Raw genomic sequence first — 16,113 nt, 5'->3', positions numbered from 1 at the left:
CCCCCCCCCCCCCCCGCCCGGCCCCCCCCCCCCCCCCCCGCGCCCGGGGTGTCCAAACCGCCCGGCCCCCACCCGGCCGGGGGGGGGGGGGCCAGGCGCCCCCCCCGCCTCCCGTCTGTGAGGTCGACGCGTCTCAGACGCAGCTGACGTCGAAGTCCCGGCTGCCGACGACGTACTGCGTCATCCGCACCTGGCTGCCGGCGGTGAGGCCCCCGGCCGAGCACGCCGCCTGTGCCGCCGCGACGCCGTCGTTGCCGACCGCGATCCAGCTCGGCAGGCCACGGAGTGTCGAGGTCGAGGGGACCGTCCCGACGATCTGCCCGAACTGGTACTTCGTCGAGTAGAGGCCGATCGTGGAGATCTTCGCCGCCTTGAGCGCGGCGACCATGCCCTCGACGTCGGCGCGGTTCTGGATCTGGTAGTCCTTGGCATCCGTCGCGCCGAGCCAGGACAGGCCCGTCTCGACGTCGATCCACCAGCGGTAGGACGACGGGCTCGGGACCCCGCGGGTGTTCGCGGCCTCGTAGGCGCGGGTGTAGCCGTACATGTACGAGCAGGCGCTCGTGTAGCTACCGGCCGTGCACGTGCCGTACGGGTTCGCGACCGTCGCGCCCGACGGGTCCCGGTTCGAGGACGGCCACACCGAGGCCTGCTTGCCGGGGTTCGCGGCGAGGACGTAGAGCTGGCCCTTCGGCTGCGAGGTACCGCCGGTCGACCCGGCGGCCCACGCGAGCTGCTGGGAGAGGTACTGGTTGGTCTGGTTCGGCAGCGAGCCGTTCACGCCCACCACACCGAAGGCCTGGTTCGACGGGTAGTTCGACGACGACCCGCCCTGCGGCCACGAGACGTCGGCGCCGAAGCCGGAGCCGCTCGACCCGTCGAGGAAGTACCCCGCGACGTCGAGGTGCAGCACCGCCGAACCCGTCGACGCCTTGACCTGCACGCGCCGGTCGACGCTCGACCCGGTGACCTTCGACATGACCAGGTTGGCCACCGACCGCCCCGGCGTGAACAGCTGGGTCGCGACCTGCGCATCTGCGCCGGCGGGAGTGACCCGCAGGTAGGCCGCACTCGTCGGGCCGGTCACCTCGGCGTTGGCCACGACGGCCGTGGCGGTGCCGGGGACGCCCGCGGTCCCGGTGAGCCGCACGGTGCGGGTGGTGCTCGTGATGGTGCCACCGTAGGCGCGCGTGGTGTCGATCGGGACGAACACGGAACCGGTCGTCGACGCGGAGTAGTAGCCCGCGACGTCGAGGTACACCGTCGCGCTGCCCTTCGACAGCTTCACCTGGACGGCACCGTTCACGAGCTTGACGATCGCGAGGTTCGACAGCGACTGCCCGGCGCCGAACAGCTGGGTCACCACGCCCGGGTCCTGGCCCGCGGGGGTGACCCGGACGTACCCGGCGGCGGACGGGCCGGAGACCTGGGTGTTCACCACGACTGCGGTGGCGTTGCTCGGGACGCCGCCCTTGCCCGCGAGCGGCACCTTCGTCGGCGAGGTGCCGACCGTCCCGCCGAACACCCGGGAGGCGTTCAGCGGCGTGTAGGTGGCCCCGGAGCCGTCCGCGTAGTAGCCGGCGACGTCGAAGTAGCCGTTCGCACTGCCACGCGACAGCTTCGCCTGGATCTTCCCGCCCGCGAGCCGGACGGTGACGAGGTTGGCGATGGTCTGCCCGGCAGCGAAGTCCTGCGTGGCGACGGTGGCGTCGCGGCCGGCCGGGGTGACGCGCAGGTACCCGGCCGCGGTGGGCGACTTGACCTCGACGTTGACGACGACGGCGGTCGCGTTCGCGGGGACCCCGGCGAGACCGGCGATCGGGACGACCTTCGGCGTGGTGGTCAGGCTGCCCGACCACACCCGGGTGGTGGTGATGGGCGTGTACCGCCCGGTGGTGGGAGCCGCCGCCTGGGCGGTCGTCACGGGTGCGACGACGGCTGCGGCGGTGGCGACGAGCGTCGCGGTCAGGACGAGTGCGAGGCGACGGTGCAAGCGCATGTGGTGTTCCCCAGGTCACGAAGGACCGCCCCCTGACGGTCCCCGGCAGTCTAGGTGCACGATGCAACGAGCGTGGGGGATCGGACCGGACCTGTGCACTCCGACACATCCCGACCTCCTGTGGAGGGGCGTGGGCAGCCGCGTGGCCGACGTGCCCCCAACGACCGCCCGATCAGCCGCGTGGCGGAGGCACCCCCACGACCCTCCGCTCAGCCGCGTGGCCGACGCGCCGCCACGACGACCCGCTCAGCCTCGCGGCAGGTGCCGCCGCCACGACCGACGCCGCGCGGCGATGACGAGCACCGCGACGAAGACCATCAGCCCCGCACCGTGCAGCAGGTAGCTCTCCGCAGCACTCGTCACGCCGAGCAGCACGAGCACGGCCGCGGGCCACACGTACGCGACGCCGGGGAAGGTCGTCGCGGTCACCCACGCCCGCGCGAACGCGAGCAGCGCCGTCACCGCGAGGATGATCGTGCCGGCGAGCCCGATCTGCAGCCACGCGTCGACGAAGGCGTTGAGGCCGGACGTGAACCGCTGCCCCGCGGGGTCGATGAACGTGACGTACGGCACCACGGCCTCGTGCGGCCACGTGCCGACCCACCCCCAGCCCTGGATCGGGAACTGGCTCACGAACACGCGGATCTGCGCCCACAGGTCGAGCCGCGTCGCCGTGCCCCCGGCGGCTCCGATCTCGGCGAGGACGCGGTGCCGCGCGAGGATGCCGAGGGCGATCATCAGCAGGACCGCTGCGCCGAGGACGCCGTTCACCACCGGCCTGGTGGTCGGTCGGGCGTGTCGGAGCGACCAGAGCGCCAGGGCGGTCACGGCGAGGGCGATCATCGCGAGCCCGGTGATGGGGGACTGCACGAGCATCAGCGCGATGACCGCGAGGGCGGTGGAGCCGATCGCGCGCCACATCGTCACCGAGCGGGTGAGGAACTCGACGACGAACGTCACCAGCGCCATCGCCGCGATGAACCCCATGAAGTTGCGGGTGCCGCCGATGCCCTGGATCGGTCCGCCGTAGGCGATGTTCCCCTGGATGCCGAACGCCGGGATCGGGGTGTCGATGACGAGTCCGGACAGGACCTCGAGGCCGAGCGCGGCGACGAGCAGGATCCGGAAGGCGTCGCCGGACGCCCGGATCACCTGCACCAGGTCACGACCGAGCGCGAGGTACAGCCCGAGCCCGATGAAGCCGACCGTGCCGACGAGTCCCCGGAGGGCCACCCACGAGTACTCGCTCCACACCACGCTCAGCGCGCAGTACCCGACGAACGCCAGGAGCGACAGGGGGAGCACCCCGTGCCACTCGATCCGGTAGCGCTGCCCGAGCAGGCTCAGGCCCGCGAGGACGAACAGCGTGACGAGCACGGCCCACACGCCGGCCCGCCCGACGAGCGCGGTCACGGTGGGCTGCCCGAACGCGAACAGCACGATCACGGTCGCGAGCGCCTGGCTGAACCGCCCGCCCGCCGAGAACCCGATCCACGCCGACAGGTACCGTCGCGCGAGCACGCGTCTGGTCACCCGGCCGTCCGTCACCTCACCATCTTGGCGCATCCGGCCTTGCCGACCGGTGAGCCGACCGGTGGACGGCCCGACACCGCGCACCGGTGCCGTCGCCGGTCGGGCACTCCGGAGGGCGCTCGACCCGTCCTGGCATATCGACGATCAGCGATGTCGGCGTACGATCAGCGCACCATGGCGCGCGGCTCGCGGCGGTTCGGCGCACCGACGGTCGCTGCGGTCGTCGGCGGATCCGCCACGGCCCTGGCCTGGTGGCGGCTCGGCCCGACCACCCGCGGCACGGTGTGGGCCGAGGACGGCGGCGTGTTCCTCCGCGACCGGCTCGCGCTCGGCCCCGGCGCGGTCCTCGAGCCGTACGCCGGGTACCGCCACCTCGTCCCGCGGATCGTCGTCGACCTCGCGTGGCTCCTGCCCGTTGAGCGGTACGCCGTCGCCGTCTCGGGTCTCGCCTGCCTGGTCGTCGGTGTCGTGTGCGCGCTCGTGTTCCTGCTGTCCGGCGACGTCGTCCGACCGTGGCCCCTCCGGGTGCTGCTCGCCGCCGTCCCCGTCACGCTGCCCCTCGCGCCCGTCGAGATCAGCGGGACGGCCGCGAACCTGCACTGGTACGTGCTCGTCCTGGTGCCCTGGACGGCCACCCACCGTGCCCGGACGTGGTGGGGTGCGGCGGCGCTCGCCGTCGTGACCCTGGCCGGCGCGCTCACCGAACCGCTGGCGACGCTGTTCCTCCCGCTGCTCCTCGTGGCCTGGCTGCCGCCGACGCGGACCGCGAGCGGGCGCGTGGACCTCCACCAGCTGCCCGTCACCCTCGCCGCCGTGCTCGGCAGCGCGGTCCAGGTCCAGACGGCCCTGACCGACGAGCGTGCCTCGCGTCCCGGAGACCTCCACGGGGCCGACGTCCTCGCCGGGTACCTGCTGCAGCCGGTCGGTGGTGGGTGGGACCGCCGGGTCGGTGTCGTCGCCGAGGCGGTGCGGACGCACGGGTGGGGCGTCGTGGTCGTGCCGGTCGTGCTGCTCGGTGTGGTGCTCGTCGCGGCGGTCGTGCTCGGTCGGGGCCGTGCCCGATGGGTCGTCGTCGCCCTCGGCGCCGGTTCGTTCGTGGTGTGGTGGGCGGCGCTCGCGGTGAACGGGTCGCCGGTGCAGGACTGGGCCGGCCTCGGCCCGGCAGCGGTGGGGGCGCCGCCGTCCCGCTACGCGGCGGCGTCCGGACTGCTGCTCGTGTCGGCGGCGGTCGCCGGGGCGTCGGTGGTCATCGGGTCGGTCGGGCGGACGGGAGGCGCGGCTCGGCTGGGCGCGGCGGCCCTCGCCTGGTGCGTGGTCGCCGCCGTCGTGGTCGCCGCCGTCACGAACGCCCCGCCGGGAGCGACCAGACGGAGCGCCGGTCCGGTGTGGGCTGCCGAGGTCCCGGCGGCCGCCGCGGCCTGTCGGGCAGACCCCGCGATCGGGTCGGCGGAACTCCGGACGGCACCGTGGCGGGCCGCGGTGCCCTGCGACCGGCTCGTCGTCCGACGATGACCCGGCGGACGGGGAGCGTCCCGCGGACGAGGTGCCGGGGTCGGCGGCCCGGCATCGGCGTCGCCGGGTCGACCATGCCGGGGTCAGCGGCGCGCGGGCGTCCGGAACTCGCGGCGTGCCGGGGGTGTGCGCGGTCCGTCGCCGGCCGACACGGGCTCCTCGCCGACCAGCACGATGCGGGTCTTGATCGCGATGAGCGCGAACAGCACCCAGTTCCCCTGGTAGAGCAGTCGTGACTCGGTCACCGACTGCACGAGGAGCGCCACGACGACGAGCAGCGGCAGGAGCGACACCGGGTCGAAGGGCCGCGGGGACAGCGTCCGGTCGTAGCCGATCCGGGTGGCCGAGGCCCAGGACCGGCTGAGGGTGGTGACGACGTACACCAGGAAGACGAGCAGCCCGATGATCCCGGTCTGCATCCAGACGTCGAGGTAGGCGTCGTGCGCCTGCAGGTACGTGACGCCCTTGCGGTGGGCGAGGTCGGCGAGCGTCGGGATGCCCGGCCACCAGTAGCCGATCCAGCCCCAGCCGACGACGGCGTGCTCCTGGGCGAGCCCGACGACCCGCTCCCAGATCACGCCGCGGCCGGTCGCGTCCGAGCCCTTGCCGAGCAGCTCGGACACCTGACCGCGAGCGAGGAACGCGGCGACGCCGACCACGACCGCCCCCGCGGCGACGGCCAGGTACCGCGGGGTCCGACGTTCGGTCGGCACCCGGCGGATCCAGAGCGCGACCGCGAGCGCGACGAGGACGACGACCCCGGCGGCCAGCACGGTCGAGGACCGGGTGAGCACGAGGACCACGAGCGCCACGACGGTCCAGCCGATCGCCCGGTTGCGGCGGAGCCGACCCTCGGCGTACTGCACGGCGACCGCGATGACGGCGAGGAGCGCGACCATCGCCAGCAGGTTCGCGTTGCCGGGCAGGCCCTGGATGCGCCCGCCGGTGAAGAGCTCGGCGCGCGAGAAGTAGAACGCGTCCGGGATCTTCCGGTCGCCGTAGTCGGTCCACACCGGGGCGATGGGGTGCCGGAGGACGACGGCCACGAAGGCCTCGAAGAGGAGCGAGCCCATCAGCACCCAGCGGAGCGCCAGGCTGAGGGCGTCGGTGATCCGGCGCCAGGTCAGGGTGGAGGCGATCGCGAACGCGGCACCGGCACAGATCACCTGCACCGCGAGGCTCGAGATCGTGGCGAAGCGCCAGTGCGACCACGCGACGGACACGAGGCACCAGGCGAGGAAGAACCAGAGCGCACGGGGCGTGCGCGTGATCGGTGGACGGGCCCGCATGATGATCGTCGTGGCCCAGACCGCCGCGGCCGCCCAGAGCAGACCGGCGCCGACCCAGGTGAGGGTGTTCGGCACGGCGTCGCCGGCGAAGAGCACGAACAGGATCGTCGCGCCGAATGCGAACGCCTCGCGTTCGGGCACGGAACCGCGCGCCAACGGCCAGGTGTTCGTCACGACGCCAGGGTACCCGGGGAGCGCACGTCGACCGCCGATAGGCTCGTGCGCATGTTCCTCGGCATCACGAACACGCCCCGCGACTACGCGTGGGGATCCGTCACGGCCATCCCCGAGCTCCTCGGCCGGACGGTCACCGGCGCCCCCCAGGCCGAACTCTGGCTCGGCGCCCACCCCGGCAGCCCGAGCGTCGTCGTGAACCCGGCGATGGTCGGCGGCGCCGACACCGTCCTCGACTGGATCGCCGCGGAGCCGCAGGACGCCCTCGGTCCGGACCGCACCGGCCTGCCCTTCCTGCTCAAGGTCCTCGCGGCCGCCGCGCCGCTCTCGCTGCAGGCGCACCCGACGCCGGAGCAGGCTCGCGAGGGCTACGAGCGCGAGGAGGCCGCCGGTGTCCCGATCGACGACCCGGCGCGCAACTACAAGGACCCGTTCCCGAAGCCCGAGCTCGTCGTGGCGCTCAGCGAGCGGTTCGAGGCGCTGAGCGGGTTCCGCCCCGTGACCGAGACCCTCGCCGACGTCGAGGCGCTGGACGCGGGCTCCGGACGCCTCGGCCCCCTGACGGTGCACCTGCAGCACGGGCTCGAGGACACGGTCCGGTGGCTCGAGACGGCGGACTCGTCGGCCGCCGCCGTCGTGCAGGCCGTGAGCGACCTCGCCACCGCGCTCGCCGAGGACGCCCACACGCCGAACACCCGGACGGCCAGCGACCTCGCGTCGAGCTACCCCGGTGACCCCGGCATCGTGGTCTCGCTGCTCATGCACCGCGTCACGCTCGCCGCCGGCGAGGCCATGTACCTGCCGGCCGGGAACATCCACGCGTACCTCGACGGCCTCGGCATCGAGCTGATGGCCCCGTCCGACAACGTCCTGCGCGGTGGACTCACGCCGAAGCACGTCGACGTCCCGGAGCTGCTCCGGGTCCTCGACTTCACGGCGTACCCGGCACCGCTCCTCGCGCCCGAGCGGGTCGACGGCGGCGTCGAGCGCTTCGCACCGGACGGCGTCGGGTTCGCCCTGCTCCGCGTCTCCGGCGACGGACGTCCGGTCGGCCTGTCCACCGGCGGTGTCGCCTCGCTGCACGGCCCCTCGATCGCGATCTGCACGGCCGGTGCCGTCACGCTCGTCGGTGCGCGGTCGGCCACGCTGCTGCGGCAGGGGGAGTCCTGCTACATCACCCCCGACGAGGGCGACGTCACGGTCGAGGCCGACGGCGGGAACGGTCTGGCGTCCACGGTCTTCATCGCCACGGGTGCGTGAAGCCGCAGGGCGTGGCGGTCTGACGCCGCGCCGGTTCCGCTAGCGTGGCCAGCATGAGTTGGCTGGTCACCGGCGGCGCCGGGTACATCGGGTCCCACGTCGTCCGAGCACTGCGTGCGGCGGGCATCGACACCGTCGCGTTCGACGACCTCTCGAGCGGGTTCCGGGCCTTCGTGCCCGAGGACGTCCCGTTCGTCGAGGGCACGATCCTCGACGGCGACCTGGTCGCCCGGACGCTCGAGGAGCACGCCGTCACCGGCGTCGTGCACGTCGCTGGCTTCAAGTACGCGGGGGTGTCGGTCGAGCGGCCGCTGCACACCTACGAGCAGAACGTCACCGGCATGGCGACCCTGCTGCGGGCCATGGCGGAGAGCGGTGTCACGAAGGCGGTGTTCTCGTCGAGCGCCGCCGTCTACGGCACTCCGGACGTCGACACCGTGGTCGAGGACACCCCGAAGGCGCCGGAGTCGCCCTACGGCGAGTCCAAGCTCATCGGCGAGTGGCTCCTGCGCGACATGGAGGTCGCCGCCGGCTTCACCACCACGTCGCTCCGCTACTTCAACGTCGTCGGGTCGGGGGAGCCGGACCTGTACGACGCGAGCCCGCACAACCTCTTCCCGCTCGTCTTCGACGCCCTGCTCGCCGGTCGCACCCCGCGGATCAACGGCGACGACTACGCGACGCCCGACGGCACCTGCGTGCGGGACTACATCCACGTCGCCGACCTCGCGCACTCGCACGCGGTCGCCGCGCAGAAGCTCGAGGCGGGCGAGACCCTCGAGCGCGCCTACAACCTCGGCAGCGGCGACGGTGTGAGCGTCCGGCAGATCATGGACGCCATGGCGAAGGGCACGGGCATCGCGTTCGAGCCGGAGATCGCCCCGCGACGCGCCGGTGACCCCGCCCGGATCGTCGCGACCGGCGAAGCTGCAGCGCGCGACCTCGACTGGGCGATGCGCCATACCCTCGACGAGATGGTCACCAGCGCGTGGGAGGCCCGGCGCCGCATCGGCTGACGGCGGATCGCGGCCGGCTGACGGGCACGGCGTTTGTCCCCCGAAACCCCGACAGACCGGCCGCGACACGCCCGTACGGGGGACATGACACGCCGGAACGGTCAGTGCCTTCTATGATCCGCGACTTGACTCTGGCGAATGACACCGCTGTAATTACAGGCAACGACAGCGATCGTTGTGGTCCCGTTATCGAGACGTCAGGGGTGATCAGGGTGAACGGTTCCGACTTCCACGCCGGAGTACCGGAGGACTGGCACGTCGACCCTGTGTCGCTCGGCGTCCCGGGTGTGCGCCGTCCGGAGTCCGACGACGAGGAGAACCCGCTCGCCTGGCAGGTCGACTCACTCTGCGCGCAGACCGACCCCGAGGCGTTCTTCCCGGAGAAGGGCGGCTCGACGCGTGAGGCCAAGAAGATCTGCACCTCGTGCGAGGTCCGCTCGCAGTGCCTCGAGTACGCGCTCGAGAACGACGAGCGGTTCGGCATCTGGGGCGGCCTCTCCGAACGCGAGCGCCGCAAGCTGCGCAAACGGGCGTAACCGCGCCCACGGCGCGCCAGCGCCGTGCGGTTGCGCCCCTGAGGAGCCTGCGACGAAGGCGCCGGGGGCCAGCCACGTCACGACTCTCTGACCGCACGTTGATGGCCTCCACAGGTTCACGGCGCGCCGCCCCGCGGGGCCGAGCCGCGCCTCCTGGCCCGTAGAGTGACGCCCGTCATGCAGCCCAGAGTCACCGCGATCCTCGTCGCCGCCAACGGAGCGGACCACCTCGACCGGACCCTGGACGCGCTCGCGGCCCAGACCCGGCACCCCGAGAACCTCGTCGTCGTCGACCTCGGGTCCACCGACGGTTCGACCGCCGACCTCGCGTTCGGCGGGTCCGCGGAACTCCTGCGCCTGCCCGCCGGACGCCCCTTCGGCGAGGCGGTCGCGCGTGGGGAGCGCGAGGCGCCGCCCGCGGTCGCCGACGAACCCGTCGACGAGTGGCTCTGGCTGCTCGGCCACGACAACGCTCCGGCTCCGACCGCGCTCGCCGACCTCCTCTCCGCCGTCGAGATCGCCCCCAGCGTCGTCGTCGCCGGTCCGAAGCTCATCGACGTCGACGACCCCTCCCGGATCCGCGCGTTCGGCGAGAGCATGACCCGGTTCGGTCGGTCGCTCGGCCTCGTGCAGGACGAGCTCGACCAGGGGCAGCACGACCGGCACACCGACGTCATGGCGGTCGCCGCCGGCGGCATGCTCGTCCGTCGCTCCGTCTGGAACGAGCTCGGCGGGTTCGACCCCGCCCTGCCGAACGTCGACGCCGCGCTCGACTTCTGCGTGCGGGTGCGCCTCGCCGGACACCGCGTCGCCCTCGTCCCGGAGGCCCGGGTGACGAGTGCCGGGCCCATCGAGGAGTTCGGCCGCAAGCGGGTCTCCGAGGGACGCCGTGTCCGGATGCACCGCCAGGCGCAGCTGCACCGCCGGATGACCTACGCACCCATCGGGGTCCTCTGGCTGCACTGGCTCACGCTCGTGCCCTTCGCGATCGGCCGTGCCGTCGGGCACCTCGTCGCGAAGCACCCGGCGGCGGTCGGCGCGGAGCTCGCCGCGGCCTTCTCGGTCGCCTTCGGCGGTGGGACCGGACGGTCGCGCCGCGTCCTCGCGCGCGGGAAGAAGCTCGGGTGGGCGGCCGTCGAGCCGCTCCGGGTCAGCTGGCGCCGGGTGCACGAGCGGCGCACCACCTCGCGCGACGTCGAGCTCGCTCGGGTCGAGGACGCCCCGATCGCCCGGGCGTCCTTCCTCGGCGACGGCGGGATCTGGGTCGTGCTCGCCGCGGCGGTCCTCAGCGTCGTGACCCTCTACCCCCTGCTCGGCTCGCCGGCGCTGACCGGTGGCGGGCTCCTGCCGCTGAGCACCGACGTCGCCCGACTCTGGCAGAACGTCGGCTACGGCTGGCACTCGATCGGCACCGGGTTCACCGGCCCGAGCGACCCCTTCGCCGCGGTCGTCGCGGTGCTCGGATCCATCACGTTCTGGTCGCCGTCCACCTCGGTGGTGCTCGTGATGCTCGTCGCGTTCCCGCTCGCCGCGCTCGGCGCCTGGTTCGCGGTCCGGAAGCTGACCACCCGCACCTGGGTGCCGGTCATCGGCGCGGCGCTGTACACGATCGCGCCGACGCTCGTCGGTGCCGTGACGAGCGGGCACCTCGGTGCCGTGATCGCGCACGTGCTCCTGCCGTGGCTGTTCCTCGCCGTGCTCGAGGCGCACCGATCGTGGGCGTGGGCCTCCGGCGCGTCCCTGCTCTTCGCCGTCGTCGCGGCCTCGGCGCCGTCGCTGCTGCCGGTGCTGCTGCTCGGCTGGCTGGTGTCGCTCGCCGTCGGCTGGCGCCATGCGCACCGCCGGGTCTTCATCCCCGTGCCGGCCGCCGTGCTCTTCCTGCCGCTCGCGCTCGCACAGGTCGCTCGTGGCAACGTGCTCGCCGTGTTCGCGGACCCGGGCGTCCCGTCGGCCACCCGTGCGCCGTCGGCGTTCCAGCTCGCCATCGGTCAGCCGGTCCCGGACTGGAGCGGCTGGCTGCCGACCACCTCGGGCCTGGCACTCGCCGCGTGGATCCTGCCCGTGGCGATGGCGGTGCTTGCGCTGCCGATCGCCGTCGCCGCCATCGGCGCGATGCTCGGCCACCGCTGGGCCGTCACCGGCGCCGTGCTCCTCATCGCCCTGGCCGGCTTCGCCACCGCCTTCGCCGCCACCCACGTCGCGGTGACCGGTGTCGGGTCGACCACCACGATCATCTGGCCCGGCAGCGGGTTGTCCGTCTACTGGCTCGGCATCGTCGCCGCGGCGAGCATCGGGATCGACGTCCTGCCGCGCACCGCGCCGGTCGCCGGGCTCGTGACCACCGTCGTGGCCGCGGTCACGGTGGCGCCGGCGTTCGGGGCGTTCTACCTCGGCAACGCGGTGATCCAGCCCACGTCCGGCCGGGTGCTCAGCGCCTACGTGAACGCCGAGGCCCTTGCGAACCCCGACGTCGGCACGCTCGTCGTCGACCCGCAGGACGACGGCTCGCTCGCGGTGTCGCTGGAACGCGGGCAGGGGTCGACGCTCGACGACCAGACCACCCTGGACTCGACCGCCCTCACGCTCAGCCGGTCCGGGGCGCAGCTCGCGACCCTCGCCGGCAACCTGGCGAGCCGGAGCGGCTACGACCCGGAGCCCGCACTGCGGCAGCTCGGCGTCAGCTTCGTCCTGCTCGACGACGCCCCGTCGGGTTCCTCGGCGCAGGCGGTCCACGACCGTGCGGCGGGTGCGATCGGGCAGAACGCGCTGTTCACGAGCATCGGCGAGACCACGAGCGGGCAGCTCTTCCACTACGAGGGCGACGTCGACCGTCCGTCCACCGGATCGGCCGGCGCCCGCGCCACGCACGTCCTCTACCTCGTGGTCCTCGGCGTCGTGTTCGGCGCCGCGGCGCTCCTCGCGGTGCCCACGGCACCCCGTCGACGCCGTGCCACCTCGAACGTCATCGAGGCCGAGGAACCCGCCACCACCTTCGACGAGGAGCGCGACGAATGAGCCGTACCCCCGCCTCCGTCCGCCGCTGGGTCGTCCGCGGCACGGCGACCGCGATCGCCGTCGTGGTCGCCGCCGGCGCCGTCACCGCCGCGCACGCCATCGGCACCGAGACCGCACCAGGGCGCCCCGCGGGCAAGACCGTGACGCCCGTCCCGGCGGACGCCGAGCGCGTCTGCGCCGGCAACGCCCTCCGACTCTCCGACGACGCCGGGAACGACGCGACGAAGGCGAGCACGGTCGGGACCGCCACCGTCGCCACCGCGACCACCGGGTCGAGCGTCGAGCGCTCCGGGCTCGACGACTCCTCGACGGGCGGGAGCAAGCCGCGCCTCCTGACCGCACCCGCGGGGGACACGACCCCGCAGGTCGCCGGCAGCAGCTACCAGAGCGTCGCGAGTGGTGACCTCGTCGGGGTCGGCGCGGCGTCGTGCGACGACCCGAGCCAGTCCACCTGGCTCGTCGGCGGGTCCACCGAGACCGGCCGCACGTCCCTCGTCACCCTGTCGAACCCGACCGACGTGAACGCGACCGTCGACCTGTCGATCTACGACGGCTCCGGGACGGTCAGCGCCCCCGGCACGACGGGCATCGTCGTCGCACCGAACACGCAGAAGGTCGTCCCGCTCTCCGGGTTCGTGTCCGACCAGGGATCGACCGTCGTGCACGTCGAGTCGTCCGGCGGCCAGATCGTCGCGCACATGCAGGAGTCGATCGTCCGGACGCTCACCCCCGGCGGCTTCGACATCATCTCCGGCGGCGCCGCACCCGCGACGTCGCAGATCATCCCCGGCGTCGTCCTCGACGGCGCCCAGGAGGCCCAGCGCGGCGACGACACCGCCGACGCCGCACCGATCGTCCGCCTCTTCGTCCCCGGCACCGAGGCGGCCCGCGTGACGCTCGGCATCACCACCGCCGACGGGGGCGGCTCCACCGTGAACGCCACCGCCGAGCCCGGCGTCGTCACCGACGTCGCCCTCGACGACTTCCCGGACGGCCGCTACGCCTTCACCGTGACGTCGACCGAGCCGCTCGTCGCCGGCGCCCGCACGACGACGCCGACCGACGACGGCCGCACGGACGTCGGGTGGTTCGCCTCGGCGGACCCGCTCGGCTCGTCCACGATCACCGCGGTCGCACCCGGCGAGAACCAGCGCCTGACGCTCGTCAACCCGACCCGGTCCGACGCCGACGTCACGATCCGCTCCGGCGACGAGACGCAGGACGTCCAGATCGTCGCCGGCGGTGTCCGCACCGTGATCGTCCCGGTCGCGAAGCAGCTCGAGCTGCAGGGGACCGAGGGGCTCGTCGCGGGCGTGACGTACATGGGCGAGGACGGCATCGCCGGGTTCCCGGTCCGCGCCGCCACCGAGGTGTCCACGCCGGTGCGGGTCTACCCCTGAGCCGTGGCGCCCTGCGTCACCAGTGGCGGTAGCGGTCCGGCGCCAGGTCCCACGGGTCCTTGTCGATCAGCTCGCCGACCGCACGGAACACCGCGGTCTCGATGATGATGCGCTTGTCGGTGTCGTCCTTCTCGGGGCTGCGGGTGACCCGCTCGACGGGGACGCGGAACACGGTCACGCGACGTCGCTCGCGGTCCACCCGCCACCGGGGCATGTGGTCCGGCAGGGACTGGTCGGTCGGCATGTCGGCGACCTGGAAGACGACGCCCTCGAGTTCGGCGGGCCAGAGGCCGAGCAGGTAGTGCGCGGTGTCGCCGACGATGCGGTCGAACGTCTCGGCGCGCGTGATGATCGGCGCGAGGTCCGGTCCGGTGACGCTCGAGCGACCGCCGCGCCCGTGTCGGGAGCGGCCGCGGCCACGGTCGACCGGCGTGACGAGAGGGGTCCTGCGACGCATCACCACATCGTACGCGGCGGCGGACGCCCTGCCGCGCTCCGGTAGGGTCGGTGGCGGTATGGACGTGAGGATCTGCAGCAAGGTCGCCTGTGGTGCGAGCGCGGCGGCGACCCTCACGTACGACTACGGGGACTCCATGGTCGTCGTCGGTCCGCTCTCGACACGCGTCGAGCCGCACGGCTACGACCTCTGCGCACGCCACGCGGCGCAGCTGCGCGTGCCGCGCGGCTGGCAGGTGGTGCGGCGCGAGCCGCTCCGTCGCGACGCGGACTGATGCGGTCGGGCACAGTCCTCCACAGGCGGCTTCCTGGAGGCGCGGTGCACGGCACCGACGTCGTCTGACGACCCGCGCCTCCCGGCGTGGAAGACTGGGCCCATGCGCACCGAAGCCCGTACCGCAGCCCCGTTCCGCGTCGCCGACCTCGCCCTCGCCGAGGCGGGGCGACACCAGATCCGCCTCGCCGAGAACGAGATGCCGGGGCTGATGTCCCTGCGCGAGGAGTTCGGCGCGTCGCAGCCGCTCGCCGGCGCGCGCATCGCCGGGTCGCTGCACATGACGGTGCAGACCGCCGTCCTCATCGAGACCCTCGTCGCGCTCGGCGCCCAGGTCCGCTGGGCGAGCTGCAACATCTTCTCGACGCAGGACGAAGCCGCCGCGGCCGTCGCCGTCGGCCCGACCGGGACCCCCTCGTCGCCGGCCGGCGTCCCGGTGTTCGCGTGGAAGGGCGAGACGCTCGAGGAGTACTGGTGGTGCACCAGCCGGATCTTCGACTGGTCGGCCGAGGCAGCCGCGGCCGGTGCCGACTGGACCGGCCCGAACCTCATCCTCGACGACGGCGGTGACGCGACCATGCTCGTGCACACCGGTGCCGATGCCGAGGCCGCCGGGCGTGTGCCCGAGGCGGGTGCCGACGCGAGCACCGAGTGGAAGATCGTCCTCGACACGGTCGCCGCGTCGCTGCAGGAGTCGTCCGACCGCTGGACCCGCATCGCGGCCGACATCGAGGGCGTCACCGAGGAGACCACCACGGGCGTGCACCGCCTGTACGAGCTCTTCCGCAACGGTGAGCTGAAGTTCCCGGCGATCAACGTCAACGACTCCGTCACGAAGTCGAAGTTCGACAACAAGTACGGCATCCGGCACTCGCTGCCCGACGGCCTGAACCGTGCGACCGACGTCCTGATCGGCGGCAAGGTCGCCTTCGTCGTCGGCTACGGCGACGTCGGCAAGGGGGCGGCCGAGGCGCTGCGCGGGCAGGGTGCCCGCGTCATCGTGTCCGAGGTCGACCCGATCTGCGCGCTCCAGGCCGCGATGGACGGCTACCAGGTGGCACGCCTGGCGGACGTCGCCGACCAGGTCGACATGGTCATCACCTGCACGGGCAACCTCGGGGTCGTCGGCGTGGACGAGATGCTCGCGCTGAAGCACCTGGCGATCGTCGCGAACGTCGGACACTTCGACAACGAGATCGACATGGCCGGGCTCGAGGCACTGCCGGGCGTCGAGAAGGTCGAGATCAAGCCGCAGGTGCACGAGTGGCGACTGCCGACGGGCCGTTCGATCCTCGTGCTCTCCGAGGGGCGCCTGATGAACCTCGGCAACGCCACCGGTCACCCGTCCTTCGTGATGAGCAACTCGTTCACGAACCAGGTGCTCGCACAGATCGAGCTGCACACCCGGCGCGACGAGTACCCGACGGGGGTGTACGTGCTGCCGAAGCACCTCGACGAGAAGGTGGCGCGTCTGCACCTCGACGCGCTGGGGGTCGCGCTGACCGAGCTCCGGCCGGAGCAGGCGGCGTACATCGGCGTCCCGGTCGAGGGCCCATACAAGCCCGAGCACTACCGGTACTGACGCAGCGCGGCGGCGCGCGCCCGGCGCGCCCGCGCGCGCCCGGCGCGCTGCGCGTGCGTGCTGCGCC

At 73.2% G+C, this 16,113-nt stretch carries 12 protein-coding genes; 8 read left to right on the top strand and 4 right to left on the bottom strand.

Annotated features, from left to right (window positions below; translation table 11 throughout):
- Window positions 1–133 precede the first annotated feature (133 nt).
- Both ACNQOV_RS17255 and ACNQOV_RS17250 read right to left on the bottom strand, forming a co-directional pair.
- Window positions 134–1,999 (bottom strand): hypothetical protein, encoded by a 1,866-nt coding sequence (locus ACNQOV_RS17255; protein WP_416396092.1) that lies wholly within the window; start codon window positions 1,997–1,999, stop codon window positions 134–136.
- Between the two features lie 246 nt (window positions 2,000–2,245).
- Window positions 2,246–3,532, bottom strand: coding sequence for an O-antigen ligase family protein (locus ACNQOV_RS17250; protein WP_416396091.1), 1,287 nt, complete (start codon window positions 3,530–3,532; stop codon window positions 2,246–2,248).
- Between the two features lie 150 nt (window positions 3,533–3,682).
- Here ACNQOV_RS17250 and ACNQOV_RS17245 point away from each other — a divergent pair, with 150 nt between their 5' ends.
- A complete protein-coding gene (locus tag ACNQOV_RS17245; protein WP_416396089.1) occupies window positions 3,683–5,044 on the top strand; it encodes a hypothetical protein in 1,362 nt (453 codons plus the stop codon).
- An 83-nt stretch (window positions 5,045–5,127) separates the two neighbouring features.
- Here ACNQOV_RS17245 and ACNQOV_RS17240 read toward each other — a convergent pair whose 3' ends face one another.
- Window positions 5,128–6,507 (bottom strand): O-antigen ligase family protein, encoded by a 1,380-nt coding sequence (locus tag ACNQOV_RS17240; RefSeq protein ID WP_416396087.1) that lies wholly within the window; start codon window positions 6,505–6,507, stop codon window positions 5,128–5,130.
- Window positions 6,508–6,558: 51 nt separating this feature from the next.
- Here ACNQOV_RS17240 and manA point away from each other — a divergent pair, with 51 nt between their 5' ends.
- The 5 genes from manA to ACNQOV_RS17215 all read left to right on the top strand — a co-directional run bounded on the left by manA (window position 6,559) and on the right by ACNQOV_RS17215 (window position 13,734).
- Window positions 6,559–7,767: a mannose-6-phosphate isomerase, class I gene (manA, locus tag ACNQOV_RS17235; RefSeq protein ID WP_416396085.1), complete on the top strand. Its 1,209-nt coding sequence runs from the start codon at window positions 6,559–6,561 to the stop codon at window positions 7,765–7,767.
- A 53-nt stretch (window positions 7,768–7,820) separates the two neighbouring features.
- Window positions 7,821–8,783 (top strand): UDP-glucose 4-epimerase GalE, encoded by a 963-nt coding sequence (galE, locus tag ACNQOV_RS17230; protein WP_416396083.1) that lies wholly within the window; start codon window positions 7,821–7,823, stop codon window positions 8,781–8,783.
- A gap of 203 nt (window positions 8,784–8,986) precedes the next feature.
- A complete protein-coding gene (locus tag ACNQOV_RS17225) occupies window positions 8,987–9,319 on the top strand; it encodes a WhiB family transcriptional regulator (protein ID WP_022907674.1) in 333 nt (110 codons plus the stop codon).
- A 177-nt stretch (window positions 9,320–9,496) separates the two neighbouring features.
- Complete coding sequence (locus ACNQOV_RS17220) at window positions 9,497–12,334, top strand: glycosyltransferase (protein ID WP_416396081.1); 2,838 nt, start codon at window positions 9,497–9,499, stop codon at window positions 12,332–12,334.
- Window positions 12,331–13,734, top strand: coding sequence for a DUF5719 family protein (locus ACNQOV_RS17215; RefSeq protein WP_416396079.1), 1,404 nt, complete (start codon window positions 12,331–12,333; stop codon window positions 13,732–13,734). The genes ACNQOV_RS17220 and ACNQOV_RS17215 overlap by 4 nt, the downstream gene beginning before the upstream one ends.
- A 16-nt stretch (window positions 13,735–13,750) precedes the next feature.
- On the opposite strand, the gene ACNQOV_RS17210 is transcribed toward ACNQOV_RS17215, so the two are convergent.
- Window positions 13,751–14,191, bottom strand: coding sequence for a hypothetical protein (locus ACNQOV_RS17210; RefSeq protein WP_402268129.1), 441 nt, complete (start codon window positions 14,189–14,191; stop codon window positions 13,751–13,753).
- Window positions 14,192–14,249: 58 nt separating this feature from the next.
- Here ACNQOV_RS17210 and ACNQOV_RS17205 point away from each other — a divergent pair, with 58 nt between their 5' ends.
- Together ACNQOV_RS17205 and ahcY are read left to right on the top strand one after the other, a co-directional pair.
- Entirely contained in the window at window positions 14,250–14,465 is a 216-nt protein-coding gene (locus ACNQOV_RS17205) for a DUF3499 family protein (protein WP_031261169.1), read from the top strand.
- Between the two features lie 102 nt (window positions 14,466–14,567).
- Window positions 14,568–16,046 (top strand): adenosylhomocysteinase, encoded by a 1,479-nt coding sequence (gene ahcY / locus ACNQOV_RS17200; RefSeq protein ID WP_416396077.1) that lies wholly within the window; start codon window positions 14,568–14,570, stop codon window positions 16,044–16,046.
- Window positions 16,047–16,113 lie beyond the last annotated feature (67 nt).

The organism is Curtobacterium sp. LFS084, from assembly GCF_047977705.1.
Lineage (GTDB): Bacteria > Actinomycetota > Actinomycetes > Actinomycetales > Microbacteriaceae > Curtobacterium.
The sequence above is the reverse complement of the archived record's forward strand: the minus strand, read 5'-3'. Positions and strand labels throughout refer to the sequence as shown.